The organism is Pseudomonas sp. zjy_15 (assembly GCF_043101865.1).
Classification (GTDB): Bacteria; Pseudomonadota; Gammaproteobacteria; order Pseudomonadales; family Pseudomonadaceae; genus Aquipseudomonas; species Aquipseudomonas putida_Y.
The window spans coordinates 1-16,338 of record NZ_JBICII010000112.1 but is presented as its reverse complement, the minus strand read 5'-3'; the positions used below and the strand labels follow the sequence as shown (position 1 = coordinate 16,338).

Sequence of the window (16,338 nt, the reverse complement as noted above, 5' to 3'; positions counted from 1 at the left end):
CAGCAGGCCCGGCCCTTTCGCGGGTGAACCCGCTCCTACAGAGGACCGCGCAGGCTTTTCGATCATTGTAGGAGCGGGTTTACCCGCGAATACGGTAGCGGCAGCAACGGTGAGCGGCTGGTGAAAATTGGCCAGCAGGCCCGGCCCTTTCGCGGGTGAACCCGCTCCTACAGCGCGCCGAAGACTTTCTTGGCCAGGCTGGTAGCCGCAGCTGCCGGGTCCTGGCGAATGCTCTGCTCCTGTTTGCCGATCATCTCGAACAGGCCATCCAGCGCCTTCTCGGTCACGTAGTTCTCGATATTGGCGTCATCCTTGACCAGCCCCAGGCCTTTGGCCTGGGCAGCGAAGGCATTGTACTGCTGGGCCACGCCGACCTTGTCGGTGGCCTGCTTGACGATTGGCAGGAACTTGGCGCGGATCTGCTCGCGGCTGCTCTTGTTCAGGTACTGGGTGGCCGAGTCGTCACCGCCGCTGAGGATGCCCTTGGCATCGGTCACGCTCATGTTCTTCACGGCATCCACCAAAATCGCCTGGGCCTGCGGCACGGCAGCCTCGGCGGCCTTGTTCATGCTGGTTTCCAGGGCTTCGACCTGTTCACCCTTGCCGAACATTTTCATCGCCTTGGCAGCTTTGCCCAGGTTGCCTGGCAGCTCGATGCGCACGTCCGGGTTGTTGCTGAAGCCGCCTGGGGCACTCAGTTGCTTGACGGCCAGGTGCGCACCTTGGGTCAGGGCGTCCTTCAGGCCGCCGGTGGCGTCTTTCTGGCTGAGGTCGCCGAGCGACAGGGCCAGGGCACTGGCCGACAGCAGCAGGCCGGCGCACAGGGTGGTGAAGCGCAGGGAAGTGCGGATCATGAAGCTTTCCTTGTAAACGGATGAGTACGGGTATCAGCGAACCTGGTCTACCTTGATGCGTACAGATTGCGGGTCACTGCCATCGAGCGCGACAGCGTGGTGTTCGGTATTGATGAACAGCAACTTGCCATTCAGCTCGATGCGCGCGCTCACCGCATAGCGGTGGCCAGGCTTGACCTGCGCGGGGTCATAGGTGAGATGGAACGGCAGTGGTACGTTGCCTTTGACCGGGCCGGCCTGGCGCGCCAGGGTTACGGCAGGGGCGTCCATCAGCGACACATCCTGCAGTTCCACGCTCAGGGTGGCGGCAGGCGGCAGGGCAATGCGCTGCAGGTAGAAGACTTCACCGTCCAGGCTGGCCTGGCTGTGTGGGGTTTGGCTGGAACAGGCTGCAAGCAGGGATGCGCAACACAGCATAAAGAGCTTTTTCATGGAATCTCCGGTGTCCTTGGAGCTGGCTTGTGGCCAACCCCAGGGACTTTAGCGGATTTTCCCGACCGATGAACCGTTAGAGTGCCGAAGTTTCCAGCCCGTCGTCACGGTGCAGGGCCACCTGGCGGATCGACAGGCGCAGCTCGGCCGACAGCACACGCTTGGCCACGCCCTCGGCCAGCTCGCCGAGCTTGTCCTGATAACCCAGCTTGCCTTGAGCGTCGGCGTGCAGCACGCCTTGCTCGAGCAAGGTCTGGATGAAGTGGCGGAACAGCGTCTTGTCGAAGAACTCCGGCGCGTTCAAACCATGCAGGATCGACAGGCGCTGGGCCATCATCACGCACAAGTCTTCCAGCGCTTCGGCGCTCAGGCTGTTCTGCCCGCTGTTGATCAGCAGCGAGGTGGCCATGTAGAAGCGCTGCAGGGTCTGGGTGATGGTGCGGGCAAGCAGGGTCAGCAAAACGAACTGCCTCGAGCTGGGCGCCGGGCGCACGTACAGGTCGTTGTCCTGGCGCAGCAGGCCCTGTTCCACCAACGCGACCAGCCATTGGTCGATGACCTCGTCCAGCTGTTCTGGTGTCCAGCGCAGGAACAGTTCGGCCTGCAGGTAGGGGTAAAGCGCGTGCACATACTGGCCCAGCAGTTGGCGGCTCATGCGTGAACTGCTGAGGAAGAAGCTGGCCAGCAGCGCCGGCAGGGCGAAGATGTGCAGCACGTTGTTGCGGTAATAGGTCATCAGTACCGCATTGCCTTCATCCAGATAGAGGATGCGGCCCAGGGCGTCCTTCTGCTCGGCCACCAGGTTCATGCTGCGTACATGTTCGATCAATGCCTGGCCGTCGCCCTCGGGCAGGGTGGTGTGCGGCGAGTAGGGCACTTGGCGCAGGAGCGCCAGGTACAGGTCGAGTACGCGGGTCAGGGCGCGTTCGTCCAGGGCAAGGCGGCTGGTGGACAGCAGTGCCAGGGCCACCAGGTTGACCGGGTTGATGGCGGCTGCCTCGTTGAGGTGACGGGCCACGGTTTCTCCCAGGCGAGCGGTGGTAGCGTTGAGCCAGTCCGGACGGTACTGCGGACCGTGATCCTGGTCACGCCAGCCGGGCTGCTGCTGGTCGAGGAAACCAGCCAGGCGGATGGGTTCGCCGAAGTTGACGTAGACCTGGCCAAAGCGCTGCTTGAGTGCGCCGAACACCTTGAAGATGTCGAACACCGACTCCTTCTTCTTGCTGGCGCCGCGCAGTTCGCCCAGGTAGGTACGGCCTTCGAGCACGCGCTCGTAGCCGATGTACACCGGCACGAACACGATTGGTGTACGCGACGAACGCAGGAAGCTGCGCAGGGTAATGGCCAGCATCCCGGTGCGCGGCTGCAACATGCGCCCGGTGCGCGAGCGGCCGCCTTCGACGAAGTACTCGACCGGGAAACCCTTGGTGTACAGCGTGTGCAGGTACTCGTTGAACACTGCCGTGTAAAGCGGGTTGCCCTTGAACGTGCGGCGCATGAAGAAGGCGCCGCCACGGCGCAGCAGGTTACCCACCACCGGCATGTTGAGGTTGATGCCCGCCGCCACGTGCGGCGGGGTGAGGCCGTTGCGGAACAGCAGGTACGACAGCAGCAGGTAGTCGATGTGGCTGCGGTGGCACGGCACGTAGATCACTTCATGGCCAGGGGCGATACCCTGCACCTGTTCGATGTGGTTGACCTTGATGCCGTCGTAGATCTTGTTCCAGAACCAGCTGAGCACCACTTCGAGGAAGCGGATGGCGGTGTAAGTGTAGTCCGAGGCTATCTCGTTGCCGTAGCGCAGTGCCTGGGCCTCGGCTTTGGCCAGCGGCAGGTTCTCGCGCTGCGCTTCGTCGGCAATCGCCTGGCGCACTTGCGGAGCATGGACCAGGCCTTTGACCAGGGTGCGTCGGTGCGAGATGTCCGGGCCGATGACAGCAGTCTTGAGGTTGCGAAAGTGCACGCGCATCAGGCGCTGGGCCATGCGCACGGTGCGCTCGTGGCCTTTGTTGTGCTGCACCAGTTCGCGCAGGTGGATTGGCGCGGAGAATTGTACCCGGGTCTTGCGCCCGAGGATCAGTACGGTCAGCAGCCGGCGCAGGCGCCCGGTTACCGCCCAGCTGTCGGCGAACAGCAGCTTCCAGGGGCTGGACTCGCTGGCCGGGGTCTGGCCCCAGAACACGCTGACAGGAATGATCTGCGCATCTTCTTCGGCATGCTGGCTGACGGCAGCCACCAGGCGCTCGAGCGTGGGCGGGGCGCCACTTTTGTCCTGCCGGCCGAGCCAGTCCGGGTCGGGGGTCAGGTAGAAGAACGCGGCGGGTTCCTGCAGTGGGCCGACGGCTACCGGCAGCACCGGGCGCGGCAGCCCCGCCTTGGTGCACTCGTGGTCGAGCACGGCCAGGTCGGTGAGCGCGGGCGAGGGCAGCGCATAGAACACCGGCCGACTGCGGTCCAGGTTGAGGGTCATGGAAGACTGGTTGATGGTCTCGGAGCGCACCCACAGGTACAACAGGCGACGCAGGCCGCCGAAGATCAGGCGGCGCAGGGGGGAACGGGTCATGGGGTGTGTGCCCTGGGTGTGATTATCAGGTGAGTATCCTGCTATTTAGTCTGCCGTATCGGCGTAAGTTCAGCAAAATTCGGCCAACAGCGGGGCCGTCATCAATTTTTTTTGTTCTGTGTCATATACTCGGCCTGCCACTTGCAGGATATTTCGGCAAGCGGCGTTGGCATGGGGCAGGTGACCTCATGCCTGCAAGGCGATCTTCACAATAAAAATCCGGAGTAGTTCAGATGTCGTCTCGTGAGACTGGGAATGTAAAGTGGTTCAACGATGCCAAGGGTTACGGCTTCATTCAGCGCGAAGGTGGTGCAGATGTGTTCGTCCACTATCGGGCGATTCGCGGTGAGGGGCATCGTACCCTGGTCGAAGGGCAGCGGGTGGAGTACGCCTGCGTGCAGGGCCAGAAAGGCCTGCAAGCCGAAGACGTAGTGGGCCTCTGAGCCTCTGGTTTCAAGCCGTAGGAGCGGGCTTGCCCGCGAAGCAGCCACCACGGTGGCTGCCACGGGCATGGCCCGTGTTCGCGGGTAAACCCGCTCCTACAGAAACGAGCAAGGCTGCCGTTTCATGATGTACGCCAGGTGATTTCCTCCTCACCGTCGGCGCTGATGCGGACCCAGCGGTCGGCATCTTCTTCCCCGTCTTCCTCAACCCAGCCACCCGGCGCACAGCGCACTTCCACACCCAGCGCGGCAAATGCAGCCCTGGCGCAGGCAACGTCATCGGCCCACGGCGTCTGGTCGCTTTCCAGGTACAGGCTGTTCCATTTCCCTACAGCCTTGGGTAACCAAGTGACCGGAATGTTACCGGCATGGCATTTGAAGGTCTGGCCTTTCTGCTTCCATTCAGTGCACGGGCCGATTGCCTGGGCAAGCCACTCGGCAATCTGCTTGTGGTCGACGTCGGCGTCCTTCAGGTAGATCTCGATATCAGGTTGACGCATAAGGGCTCCGGTGTGCTCAGTCTTGGCGCACGAAATAGTCATAACGCATGGAAACCGTGACCTCGAACGGCTCGGGCTGGTCGATCACCCGGGCACGTTTTTCGGCGCTGGCGCGCCAGCCGTGTGGGGTCATGGCCAGCAGGTCGGCGCGGGCCTTGGGCGCGGCTAGGCTCAGGCGGAACTCGAGGGTTTCGCTGTGGGCATGGGCCATGCCTTCAGGGACCAGGGCCAGGTGCTTGTCGTCGGCGTAAGGGCGTACTTCATCGTAGAGCACTTCACGCAGTTCCATCAGATGGCCGCTGGTCGGGCCGACCCGCATCAGGCCGCCGCCGGGGCTGAGCAAACGCTTGGCCTCGGCCCAGTCCAGCGGGCTGAAAACGCTGGCGATGAACTGGCAGCTGGCGTCGGTCAGCGGTACGCGGGCCATGCTGGCGACCATCCAGGTGACCGCCGGTGCTCGGCGGCAGGCACGCTTGACCGCTTCGCGGGAGATGTCCAGCGCATAGCCGTCGGCGGCCGGCAAGGCCTGGGCGATCTGTGCGGTGTAGTAACCCTCGCCGCAGCCGATGTCCAGCCAGGCGCCAGGCTGGCGCTCGGCGGCCAGCTCGGCCAGGCGGCGGGCGACTGGCGCGTAATGGCCGGCGTCGAGAAAGTCGCGGCGTGCTTCGACCATGGCCTGGTTGTCACCGGGGTCGCGGCTGTTCTTGTGCTGCACCGGCAGCAGGTTCAGGTAACCCTGGCGGGCGCGGTCGAAGCGGTGGCCAGCCGGGCACACCACACCATTGTCGAGCCGGCTCAGCGGCGCCTGGCAAAGCGGGCAGGCAAGCATCAGGCGAGCAACCGGACCAGGGTCTGGTAGTAGATTTCGGTCAGCAGATCGAGGTCGCTGGCAAGGATCCGCTCGTCAACCTGGTGGATGGTGGCGTTGACCGGGCCGAGTTCGACTACCTGGGTGCCCATGGTTGCGATGAAACGGCCATCGGAGGTGCCGCCGCTGGTGGAGGGCTGGGTTTCGCGACCGGTGACGCCCTTGATGCTGGCCGCCACGGCGTCGAGCAGCTCGCCTGGTTCGGTCAGGAATGGCAGGCCCGACAGTGCCCAATCGACCGACCAGTCCAGTTCATGCTTGTCGAGAATCGCCGACACTCGGGCCTGCAGGCCTTCGACGGTGGACTCGGTAGAGAAGCGGAAGTTGAACAGCGCGGTCAGCTCGCCCGGGACCACGTTGGTGGCGCCGGTGCCGGAATTGACGTTGGAGATCTGGAAGCTGGTTGGCGGGAAAAACGCGTTGCCTTCGTCCCAGTGCTCGGCAGCCAGTTCCGCCAGGGCCGGGGCGGCCAGGTGGATCGGGTTGCGCGCCAGGTGCGGATAGGCCACATGGCCCTGCTTGCCGCGTATGGTCAGCTTGGCGCCCAGTGAACCACGGCGGCCGTTCTTGACCACGTCACCCAGCAAGGTGGTGCTGGACGGTTCGCCGACGATGCACCAGTCCAGGCGCTCGTTGCGCGCTTTCAGGCGCTCGACCACCGCCTTGGTGCCGTGGTGGGCCGGGCCTTCCTCGTCGCTGGTGATCAGAAACGCGACCTTGCCGCGATGGTCCGGGTAGTCCTGCACAAAGCGCTCGCTGGCGATGACCATGGACGCCAGGCTGCCCTTCATGTCGGCGGCGCCACGACCGCAGAGCATGCCGTCGGCGTCGATCAGCGCCTCGAACGGTTCATGCTGCCATTGCTGGACCGGGCCGGTGGGCACCACGTCGGTGTGGCCGGCAAAGCACAGCACCGGGCCTTCCTGGTTGCCGTGGGTGGCCCAGAAGTTGTCGACGTCTTCGATGCGCATCGGCTCCAGCTGGAAACCAACGGCGCCCAGACGGTTCATCATCTGCGCCTGGCAATCGGCATCGACGGGGGTGACCGAGGGACGACGGATCAGGTCGCAGGCCAGTTGAAGGGTAGGCGAGAGCTCGGCAGGGGCCGTCATGGGGAACTCCGGGGCAAGGCAAGGCTGGGAAATCTGAGGGGCGTTATCTTATATCAAACCGAAGGGCCAATGGGGCCGCTTTGCGGCCCTATCGCGACGCAAGGCCGCTCCCACATGGGTATGCGGTTCCTTGTGGGAGCGGCCTTGCGTCGCGATAGGGGCGCAAAGCGCCCCTGACAATCTCAAGCCTGCTGCGGTTCGGCAGCCTTTTCCTGCGGCTTGGGTAACGACGACAGGAACGCCATCACCAGCGCTGCCACATAAGGCAACGACTGCACCAGCAACATCGCCACCCAGAAGCGCATGTCCGAGCTCGGCAGCCCCTGCACCAGGTAGATGCCCAGCGCCGCGCCCCACAGCAGCACCATGATGAACAGCTCTTCACGCGCTTCGGAAATTGCCACCAGCAACCCATGGCTGTCAGCATTCTTCGGCGTGCGGAAGAACGGCATGCTGCTGGTGAAGAAGCCATACAGAACCGCCTTGGCGATGGTGTGCGACAGTGCCAGCCCGGCCAGTGCAGCTGCGAAGGCATCCTTGAGGTTCACCCCCACCGCTCGGCGGTACAGGAAGACGATCTTGCCGACCTTGAAGAAGAACAGCGCCAGCGGCGGGATGGCGAAGATCATCAGTGGCGGGTCGACCCGATGCGGCACGATGATCATCGCCGCCGACCACAACAGCGCGCCGATGGTGAAGAAGATGTTCATGCCATCGGCGATCCACGGTAGCCAGCCGGCCAGGAAGTGGTAGCGCTGGCCACGGGTCAGCTGGCTGCCTTTGCCGCGCAGCAGCGCACCGGCGTGGTGCTTGATGATCTGGATGGCGCCGTAGGCCCAGCGGAAGCGTTGCTTCTTGAAGTCGATGAAGGTGTCGGGCATCAGGCCCTTGCCGTAGCTGTTGTGGGCGTAGGCGGCGGACAGGCCTTTCTCGAACACGCGCAGCCCCAGCTCGGCATCCTCGCAGATGCACCATTCGGCCCAGCCCAGTTCTTCCAGCACACTGCGCCGGGTCATGGTCATGGTGCCGTGCTGGATGATCGCGTCACGGTCGTTGCGGGTGACCATGCCGATGTGGAAGAAGCCCTTGTATTCGCTGTAGCACAGCTTCTTGAAGGCACTCTCGTGCTGGTCGCGGTAATCCTGCGGTGACTGCACCACGGCAATTTTCGGATCGGCGAAGTGCGGCACCATGTGCTTGAGCCAGTTGCGGTCGACGCAGTAGTCCGAGTCGATTACCGCGATCACTTCGGCGTCCTTGGCCGTGTGCGGGATCAGGTAATTCAGTGCACCGCCCTTGAAGCCGGCCAGAGGCGCGACGTGGAAGAACTTGAAGCGCTCGCCAAGCTTCTCGCAGTGGGCCTTGAGCGGCTCCCACACGGCCGGGTTCTTGGTGTTGTTGTCGATCACCAGTACTTCGTAGTCGGGGTAGTCCAGGGCGGCCAGGGCGTCGAGGGTTTGTTTCACCATCTCAGGTGGCTCGTTGTAGCACGGCACGTGCACCGACACCTTGGGCCGGTAGGCACTGTCGGCCTGCACGGGCAGGAATTCGCGGCGGCGCTTGTGTATCCAGACCGCCTCGGCCAGCTCGTGGGCTTCGGTGAGCAACACGATGAACACGCCCAGCGCGCCGAGGGCCAGCAGCACGCCCACGGTCAGGCTGAACCAGGTGCTGTATTGCTGGCTGTAGTCATAGGCGATCCACACCAGTACCGACCCGCACAGGAAGGTGATGAACGTCAGGAAGGTACGGCCACGCTGGCGCAGGGCCGAGCCATCGATGAACAGCACCATCAGGGCGATCATTGCCAGCACCACCGACGCCACTGCCAGGGCCCGCCACTGCGGGATCGCCACCACGGGGCCGTCGAAGTTGAACTTCTGCTGGCGCTCGGCGTTGTAGACGCCCCAGTAGGCGCCTACCGAGCCTTCGTCGCTGGCCTTCCAGGGTTGGTCATAGGCTTCAATGACAAAGTAGTTGTAGCCACGGCGGTTGAGGGTATTGACCAGGGTGCGCAAGTAGATGGCCTGGTCGGCCTGTGTGGCATCGGCACCACCGCGCATGCGGCCGTTGCTCGGCCAGCCGACTTCCGACAGCAGCAGGGGTTTGCGCGGGAACTGGTGCTTCAGTTCACGGGCGCGGTCGAGGACGAACTCGACCGAGTCCTTCATTGGCACGAACTCCCAGTAGGGCAGGATGTGCGCGGCAATCAGGTCGACGTGCCTGGCCAGCTCAGGGTGTTCCTTCCAGATGTGCCACTGTTCACTGGTGGTCACAGGCACCTTCACGGCTGCGCGTACCCGGTCCAGGTATTTGATCAGGTTTTCCGGTGTGACTTCTTCACGGAACAGCGCCTCGTTGCCGACCACCACCCGCACCACGCTGCGCGAGGTATTGGCCAGCTGGATGGCCGTGGCGATCTCGCGCTCGTTGCGCTCCAGGTCCGGGCTGATCCATATCCCCAGCGTCACCCGCAGGCCGAACTCTTCGGCCAGGCGCGGGATGTCGGCCTGAGTGCCCTCCACGGTGTAGATACGGATGCTGTCGGTCAGTTTGCTCAGTTGCTCCAGGTCCTGGCGCAGTTCTTCGTCAGTGGGGTACTGACCCTTCTGCGGGCTTTCGCCCAGGCGGAACGGCGAATACGAAAAGCCAGAAATCTGTTCTGGCCAGGCGGGGGCGAAGACCGGGCGGTTGATCAGTGCCCAGAACCCGGTGAACAGTGCGGCGATGGCCAGCACCACTACCAGGTTCAGGCCGAATTTACGTGAAGACATCGTCGTCCATTCGTGGCGAAGTGGTAGGACATTAAAGCAGTGTTGGTAGTCTCTTTCCTAACGATGCAGGCCTTGGGGCTGCTGGCATATAATGCGTGCCGGTTTTTTGGGGTATGAACATGAGCACAGAAGATCCACGCTTTGCCGGCGTTGCCCGGTTGTATGGCGACCAAGGGCTGCAGCGGCTGGGCCAGGCCCATGTGGGCGTGGTCGGTATCGGCGGGGTGGGCTCGTGGGTGGCCGAAGCGCTGGCCCGCAGCGGCGTGGGCGAAATCACCCTGTTCGACCTGGACGATGTCTGTGTCAGCAACACCAACCGCCAGGCCCATGCGCTGGAAGGGCAGGTGGGGCGGCCCAAGGTCGAGGTCATGGCCGAGCGCCTGCGGGCGATCAACCCCGGGTGCACGGTGCATGCGGTGGCCGACTTCGTCACCCGCGAGACCATGGCCGAATACATCACCGAGCACCTCGACTGCGTGATCGACTGCATCGACAGCGTCATGGCCAAGGCGGCGCTGATCGCCTGGTGTCGGCGGCGCAAGATTGCCATTGTCACTACCGGTGGCGCGGGTGGCCAGATCGACCCGACGCAGATCCAGATCGCCGATCTGAACAAGACCTTCAACGACCCGTTGGCGTCACGGGTGCGTTCCACCCTGCGCCGCGACTACAACTTTTCGCGTAACGTCAGCCGCAACTATGGCGTGCCGTGCGTGTTCTCCAGCGAACAGCTGCGTTACCCCAAGGGTGATGGCAGCGTTTGCTTGCAGAAAAGCTTCGTGGGTGAGGGCGTGCGCCTGGACTGCTCGGGTGGCTTTGGTGCAGTGATGATGGTGACCGCGACCTTTGGCATGGTAGCGGCGAGCAAGGCGATCGAGAAGCTGGTGGCTGGAGCGCGCCGGCCGTCGGAACGGGTCAAGCCTGAATAGACCGCGTGGGCGTCTTCGCGGGCCCGCCCGCTCCCACACTGCATCTCTCTCAAGCATGACACCGTACCTGTGGGAGCGGGCAGGCCCGCGAAGAAACCGGCGCCGATTCAGCGGTTGGACGCCAACTCCGCCATCCGCTGCAACACCGCATGCAGCCCATTGCTGCGCGACGGCGACAATTGGCGTTCCAGCCCGAGCTGGGTAAACCACTCGCGCAGATCAATCCCGGCCAGCTCCTCACTGGCCAGTCCCTGCACCCGCACCAGCAACAGCGCCAGCAGCCCACGCAACAAGCGGGCATCGCTGCTGGCCTTGAACCGCCATACTCCCTCGATCTGCTCGGCCACCAGCCACACCAGGCTCTCGCAGCCATGCACCCGGTTGGCCTCGGTCCTTTCGGCATCAGCCAGCGGCTCCAGGCGGTCACCCCACTGCATCAGCAACCGAGCACGCTGTTCCCAGCCTTTGCCCTGTTGAAAAGCTACCAGCGCTTGATGCGCCTGTTCCGGCAGGCTCATCGCAACAGCTCCAGGCCTTGATCCAGCGCGTCGAAGAAATGTTGCAAGTCATCGCTGTCGTTGTACAAACCCAGCGACACCCGTATCGCGCCCTCCAGCCCCATCCCCTTCAGCAGTGGCATGGCACAGTGGTGACCGGCACGCACGGCAATGCCCTGTTCAGTCAGCAGATGAGCGATATCGGCGTTGTGCACGCCCTCGATGACGAAACTGGCCAGGGCCGTCTGCGGTGCACCCAACACCCGCACACCTTCGCGGTCGCCCAGGCCACGCAGCAGGTGCTGGTGCAGGTTGGCTTCATGCGCTGCGACCGCATGGGCATCGAGGCTGGCCAGGTAGTCCAGTGTCGCGCCCAGGCCTATCACTCCGGCAATGGGCGGCGTACCCGCCTCGAATCCCAGGGGCGCGGGGCGGAAGCTGGCGCTGTGGTATTCGGCCAACTGCACCATCTCGCCACCGAACTGCCAGTGGCGCAACAGCTCCAGGGCCTGGGCGCGACCATAGAGCACGCCGACGCCGTCTGGACCGTACAGCTTGTGGCTGGAAAACACATAGAAGTCGCAGCCCAGTTGCTGCATGTCATGGCGACCATGCACCACGCCTTGGGCACCATCGACCACAGTCAGCGCGCCCTGGGCGCGGGCATGGGCCAGTAGCGCTGGTAGCGGCTGCCAGGTACCCAGCACGTTGGACAGCTGGCTGACGGCGAGCACCCGGGTGCGCGGGCCGATCAGTTGCAGTGCCTGTTCCTGGTCGATACGGCCATGGGCATCCAGCGGCAGCACCACCAGGCGCAGGTTGCGCCGGTGCGCCAGCTGTTGCCAGGGCAGTAGGTTGGCATGGTGCTCCAGGGCACTGACGGCAATTTCGTCACCGGCTTCGAGGCGGTGCTCCAGGCCATAGGCCAGCAGGTTCAGCGCCGAGGTAGCACCGTGGGTGAACACGATCTGCCGCGAGTCTGCGGCATTGAGCCAGGCGGCGACCTTGTCGCGGCTGGTTTCGAAGGCCTGGGTCGCCAGCGCGCCGGGCAAATGCTGGGCGCGGTGCACGTTGGCCGCGCCATGGCCGTAGTAATGGCTCAGGGCGTCGAGCAGGGCTTGCGGCTTCTGGGTGGTGGCTGCGCTGTCCAGGTATGTCTGGTGCTGCCGTTGCAGGGCGGCGATGGCGGGAAAGTCGGCACGCCAGGGAGAGGGCTGAAACATGTTTGCGAGGCCTGGAATGAAAATCGGGTCTGGTGCATTGGCGCCAGACCCGATCTTAACACCTCAAACCCGGCAAGGTTCTCAGTTGTGAGCGTGCAGCGCTTCGTTCAGCTCGATGGCCGACTTGTGGGTCTTGCACTCTACCGCGCCATTGAGCGAGTTGCGACGGAACAGCAGGTCGGTCTGACCAGCCAGGTCGCGGGCCTTGACCACTTTGACCAGCTCGTTGTTCTCGTCCAGCAGGTTCACCTTGGTGCCCGCGGTGATGTACAGGCCGGCTTCGACGGTGTTGCGGTCGCCCAGCGGAATACCGATACCTGCGTTGGCGCCGATCAGGCAACCCTCGCCAACCTTGATGACGATGTTGCCGCCACCGGACAGGGTGCCCATGGTCGAGCAGCCGCCGCCCAGGTCCGAACCTTTGCCAACGAATACGCCAGCGGAAACGCGGCCTTCGATCATGCCCGGGCCTTCGGTGCCAGCATTAAAGTTGACGAAGCCTTCGTGCATGATGGTGGTGCCTTCGCCGATGTAGGCACCCAGGCGCACACGGGCGGTGTCGGCGATACGCACGCCGGCCGGTACCACGTAGTCGGTCATTTTCGGGAACTTGTCCACCGAGAACACTTCCAGCAGCTCGCCCTTCAGGCGTGCTTCCAGTTGCAGTTCGGCCAGCTCGCCCAGGTCGACTGCGCCCTGGTTGGTCCAGGCCACGTTCGGCAGCAGCGGGAAGATGCCGGCCAGGCTTACGCCATGCGGTTTGACCAGTCGGTGCGACAGCAGGTGCAGCTTGAGGTAGGCCTCTGGGGTCGAGCTCAGGGCAGCGTCTTCGGCCAGCAGGGTGGCGACCAGCGGCTTGTGGCTTTCGGCCAGGCGGGTCAGCAGGGCGGCCTGGGCGGCGTCCACGCCTTTTACGGCTTCGGCCAGTTGCGCGGCCTGGGCGTTGCTGAAGGCGATGGCCTGGTTGCCACCTTCGTAACCGAGAACAGGGGCGACTGCAGCAACCAGTTCGGCGCTCGGGTTGAGCAGCGGTTGTGCGTAGAACACTTCCAGCCAGGCGCCCTGGCGGTTCTGGGAGCCGACACCGAAGGCCAGGCTGAACAGGGTATTGGACATGTGATTACCTCGTGCGAAATAGGGTAGGGGCTCAGGCCAGGGCAGCGGCGTACAGGTCGGGCTTGAAGCCAACCAGGGTACGCGCGCCAAGGTCGAGCACCGGGCGTTTGATCATCGACGGCTGGGCCAGCATCAGCTCGACGGCCTTGGCCTGGTCGAGGTCTGCCTTGCTGGCGTCGTCCAGCTTGCGGAAGGTGGTGCCGGCACGGTTGAGGATGACTTCCCAGCCGTGTTCGTCGCACCAGCGGTTCAGGCTGTCGCGGTCGATGCCTTGGGTTTTGTAATCATGGAATTCGTAGGCGATGGCGTTGTCTTCGAGCCAGGTACGCGCCTTTTTCATGGTGTCACAGGCTTTGATGCCGTAGAGCGTGTAGGTCATTGTGTACATTGGGGTTACAAGTCGCCCCAATCTCTCCGTTTTTCGATGTCAGTCGCGGGATTATGCGGGAACGATCCTCGCGGCGCCACGCCCGTGGCGCCCCTGTTTATTGATCAGGATGTGTTCAAGCGACCAGGCGCTGGACCGACCCGATGATCTCATCGCCGTGTTGCTGTTCGGCTGTGCGCAGGTCGAAGGCCGTCTGCAGGTTGAGCCAGAACTCAGGGGTGGTGTCCAGGCAGATGGACAGACGCAGTGCCATGTCGGCGGATACACCGCCCCGTTCGCGCAGGATGTTGTTGACGGTTGGCGTTGCTACACCCAACGCCCTGGCCAGAGCCGCGGCGCTGAAGCCCATTTCCTTCTGGAAGTCCTCCCGCAGGATTTCACCCGGATGGATTGGACGCATACCGTTCTTGAGCATGATGCACCTCAGTGGTAATCGACAATTTCAACGTTAACTGGCCCGTGTTCTGTCCAGGTGAAGCACAACTGCCATTGGTCATTTACACGGATACTGTGTTGGCCGGCGCGGTTGCCGCTCAGTGACTCGAGGCGATTGCCAGGTGGCGACCTAAGGTCTCGCAACTCTGTTGCGGCATCGAGCATGGCCAGTTTGCGCTCCGCGACTGACTTGATATCTGACCAACGCCGTGTCTTTCCCGTTGTGAAGAGCGCTTCCGTGTCGGCACAGCTAAAGCTTCGAATCATGCGCCTGAATGCTTAACGTTATTCGTTAATGTCGATTATACGACGGGATCGCTGTAGTTCAAGTCTTCAATAACGGGGCACGCGACTCGCAAGCTCCGGTCACATCTGCTGGGTATCATCATGTTACATATTCACCCGTCACCTGCGACTATCGTGCAGCGGCCCCGAACCGTCGGTCGCCGCTAACATATTGTTCCAATGGCGATGTCTCGCCTTGATATAGTTTCTGGTTCACAAAGGAAGCTTTCCCGGATGCAGTCCGCCTACACCGTTCTCATCCTGCTGACGCTGGTCAGCCTGTCGAAGCTGGTCGGCCGTGTGATCCCGCTGCCATTGCCGCTGGTACAGATTGCCGCCGGTGCCTTGCTGGCGTGGCCGACGCTGGGCCTGCATGTAGCCCTTGACCCCGAATTGTTCCTGTTCCTGTTCCTGCCTCCGCTGCTGTTCGCCGACGGCTGGCGCATCCCCAAGCGTGAGTTATGGCGCATTCGTGGCCCGGTAGTGGCGCTGGCCGTGGGGCTGGTGTTGTTCACCGTGGTCGGCGCCGGTTACTTCATCCACTGGTTGCTGCCGAGCATCCCGTTGCCGGTGGCTTTCGCCCTGGCCGCAGTGCTTTCGCCGACCGACGCCGTGGCCGTTTCGGCCATTGCCCAGGACCGCCTGCCCACTCCCCTGATGCACATGCTGCAGGGCGAGGCGCTGATGAACGACGCGTCGGGCCTGGTAACCTTCAAGTTCGCCTTGGCGGCGGCGATCACCGGGGTGTTTTCGTTGGCTGACGCCGGCTTCAGCTTCGTGTTGGTCGCACTGGGCGGCCTTGCGGTGGGCGTGATACTGAGCTGGTTGATCGGTCGCCTGCGCATGTGGATGATCACCCGGGGCTGGGACGATCCAGCTACCCATGTGGTCTTCATGCTGCTGCTGCCGTTCGCCGCCTACGTGCTGGCCGAGCGCCTGGGCGTTTCGGGTATTCTCTCGGCGGTGGCGGCCGGCATGATGCAGAGCTGGCTCGACCTGCTGCCGCGTCAGACCAGTACCCGCCTGCTCAACCGCAGTGTGTGGTCGTTGCTGGAGTTTGCCTTCAATGGCCTGATCTTCCTGCTGTTGGGCTTGCAGTTGCCAGACATCATCAAGGCTGTGGTCAGCCACGAAGCGACCCTCTGGCCGACATTGGCCTACCGCTGCCTGGACGTGGTGGCGATCTTTGCCGCACTGATTCTGTTGCGGTTCATCTGGGTCCAGAGTATCTGGCGCTCGATCGGTGTGGTCCGTCGCTGGCGCGGCAAGCCGGCACTGGTGCTGATGCCTACGGCGCGTTCCTGCTGGTTGCTGACCTTGGGTGGTGTGCGCGGCGCTGTCACCCTGGCGGGTGTCATGTCGATCCCGTTGCTGATAGGGGCTGGGTCAGCTTTCCCGGAGCGTGACCTGCTTATCTTCATTGCTGCGGGGGTAATACTGCTGTCGTTGATCAGTGCCTGCCTTGCCCTGCCGCTGTTACTGCGAGGGGTGACCAAGAGCCCTGACGAGCGCTTGCATCAAGAGGTGCAGGAAGCCTGGCGGCGCACAGCCGAGGCGGCGATTCATGCCTTGGAGGCAGAAGAGGTGATCGACAGCAACGCACCGCAGGATGCTGCGCAGGCAACCTTGGCGACCGAGTTGAAGGCGCGCTTGATGGCTGAATACCGGGATGAGCTGGAAAGCTACGACGACAGTGCCGAAGCCAAGGCCCTGGCCGCACAGATGGACTTGCTGGAGCGGCGTTTACGCTTGCGTGCCCTGAGGGCCCAGCGGCTGGAGCTGTACAACCTGCATCGTCAGCACCTGGTGGGCGATGAGGTGGTGCGGCAAGTACTGGGTGAGCTGGATATGAGTGAGGCGAACCTGGGTTCAGTCAAGTAGACCCTATCAAGGCCCTTCGCGGGCACGCCCGCTCCCAC

16 protein-coding genes are annotated in these 16,338 nt (G+C 63.3%); 3 read left to right on the top strand and 13 right to left on the bottom strand.

Annotation, left to right across the window (positions count from 1 at the left end):
- Window positions 1-167: 167 nt before the first annotated feature.
- The 3 genes from ACF8EF_RS21680 to plsB all read right to left on the bottom strand — a co-directional run bounded on the left by ACF8EF_RS21680 (window position 168) and on the right by plsB (window position 3,849).
- Entirely contained in the window at window positions 168-854 is a 687-nt protein-coding gene (locus ACF8EF_RS21680; RefSeq protein WP_392460517.1) for a DUF4197 domain-containing protein, read from the bottom strand.
- A 33-nt stretch (window positions 855-887) separates the two neighbouring features.
- Window positions 888-1,286: a YbaY family lipoprotein gene (locus ACF8EF_RS21675; RefSeq protein WP_103462968.1), complete on the bottom strand. Its 399-nt coding sequence runs from the start codon at window positions 1,284-1,286 to the stop codon at window positions 888-890.
- A gap of 76 nt (window positions 1,287-1,362) precedes the next feature.
- Window positions 1,363-3,849 carry a glycerol-3-phosphate 1-O-acyltransferase PlsB gene (plsB, locus tag ACF8EF_RS21670; protein WP_392460516.1) on the bottom strand — a complete coding sequence of 829 codons (2,487 nt, stop codon included), beginning with the start codon at window positions 3,847-3,849 and terminating at the stop codon, window positions 1,363-1,365.
- A 233-nt stretch (window positions 3,850-4,082) separates the two neighbouring features.
- On the opposite strand from plsB, the gene ACF8EF_RS21665 reads away from it, so the two are divergent.
- Window positions 4,083-4,292, top strand: a complete 210-nt coding sequence (locus ACF8EF_RS21665; protein WP_003252255.1) for a cold-shock protein — start codon at window positions 4,083-4,085, stop codon at window positions 4,290-4,292.
- Between the two features lie 122 nt (window positions 4,293-4,414).
- On the opposite strand, the gene ACF8EF_RS21660 is transcribed toward ACF8EF_RS21665, so the two are convergent.
- The 4 genes from ACF8EF_RS21660 to ACF8EF_RS21645 form a co-directional block, all read right to left on the bottom strand.
- A complete protein-coding gene (locus tag ACF8EF_RS21660; RefSeq protein WP_176682746.1) occupies window positions 4,415-4,792 on the bottom strand; it encodes a hypothetical protein in 378 nt (125 codons plus the stop codon).
- Between the two features lie 16 nt (window positions 4,793-4,808).
- On the bottom strand, window positions 4,809-5,621 hold the full coding sequence (locus tag ACF8EF_RS21655) for a putative RNA methyltransferase (RefSeq protein WP_003252259.1): 813 nt from the start codon (window positions 5,619-5,621) through the stop codon (window positions 4,809-4,811).
- Window positions 5,621-6,772 (bottom strand): succinyl-diaminopimelate desuccinylase, encoded by a 1,152-nt coding sequence (gene dapE / locus ACF8EF_RS21650; protein ID WP_176682747.1) that lies wholly within the window; start codon window positions 6,770-6,772, stop codon window positions 5,621-5,623. Before dapE ends, ACF8EF_RS21655 begins: the two co-directional genes overlap by 1 nt.
- Window positions 6,773-6,954: 182 nt before the next feature.
- Window positions 6,955-9,546: a glycosyltransferase gene (locus ACF8EF_RS21645; RefSeq protein WP_392460515.1), complete on the bottom strand. Its 2,592-nt coding sequence runs from the start codon at window positions 9,544-9,546 to the stop codon at window positions 6,955-6,957.
- A gap of 119 nt (window positions 9,547-9,665) precedes the next feature.
- Between ACF8EF_RS21645 and tcdA the strand changes: the two genes are divergently transcribed.
- Entirely contained in the window at window positions 9,666-10,475 is an 810-nt protein-coding gene (gene tcdA, locus ACF8EF_RS21640) for a tRNA cyclic N6-threonylcarbamoyladenosine(37) synthase TcdA (protein WP_176682749.1), read from the top strand.
- Between the two features lie 107 nt (window positions 10,476-10,582).
- Here the strand turns inward: tcdA and ACF8EF_RS21635 are convergent, their stop codons facing one another.
- From ACF8EF_RS21635 to graT, 6 genes are all read right to left on the bottom strand, one after another.
- On the bottom strand, window positions 10,583-10,993 hold the full coding sequence (locus ACF8EF_RS21635) for a SufE family protein (RefSeq protein ID WP_176682750.1): 411 nt from the start codon (window positions 10,991-10,993) through the stop codon (window positions 10,583-10,585).
- Window positions 10,990-12,195: a cysteine desulfurase gene (locus ACF8EF_RS21630; protein ID WP_176682751.1), complete on the bottom strand. Its 1,206-nt coding sequence runs from the start codon at window positions 12,193-12,195 to the stop codon at window positions 10,990-10,992. The genes ACF8EF_RS21635 and ACF8EF_RS21630 overlap by 4 nt, the downstream gene beginning before the upstream one ends.
- Window positions 12,196-12,276: 81 nt before the next feature.
- The gene (dapD, locus tag ACF8EF_RS21625) at window positions 12,277-13,311 is read right to left on the bottom strand and encodes a 2,3,4,5-tetrahydropyridine-2,6-dicarboxylate N-succinyltransferase (protein WP_019437665.1); all 1,035 of its coding nucleotides are present in this window, start codon (window positions 13,309-13,311) and stop codon (window positions 12,277-12,279) included.
- Between the two features lie 31 nt (window positions 13,312-13,342).
- On the bottom strand, window positions 13,343-13,690 hold the full coding sequence (locus ACF8EF_RS21620) for an ArsC family reductase (RefSeq protein ID WP_176682752.1): 348 nt from the start codon (window positions 13,688-13,690) through the stop codon (window positions 13,343-13,345).
- A 124-nt stretch (window positions 13,691-13,814) separates the two neighbouring features.
- Window positions 13,815-14,114 (bottom strand): type II toxin-antitoxin system antitoxin GraA, encoded by a 300-nt coding sequence (graA, locus tag ACF8EF_RS21615; protein ID WP_003252274.1) that lies wholly within the window; start codon window positions 14,112-14,114, stop codon window positions 13,815-13,817.
- 8 nt (window positions 14,115-14,122) lie between these two features.
- Window positions 14,123-14,401: a type II toxin-antitoxin system toxin GraT gene (gene graT, locus ACF8EF_RS21610; RefSeq protein WP_392460514.1), complete on the bottom strand. Its 279-nt coding sequence runs from the start codon at window positions 14,399-14,401 to the stop codon at window positions 14,123-14,125.
- 252 nt (window positions 14,402-14,653) lie between these two features.
- On the opposite strand from graT, the gene ACF8EF_RS21605 reads away from it, so the two are divergent.
- Window positions 14,654-16,300: a Na+/H+ antiporter gene (locus ACF8EF_RS21605; protein ID WP_176682754.1), complete on the top strand. Its 1,647-nt coding sequence runs from the start codon at window positions 14,654-14,656 to the stop codon at window positions 16,298-16,300.
- Window positions 16,301-16,338 lie beyond the last annotated feature (38 nt).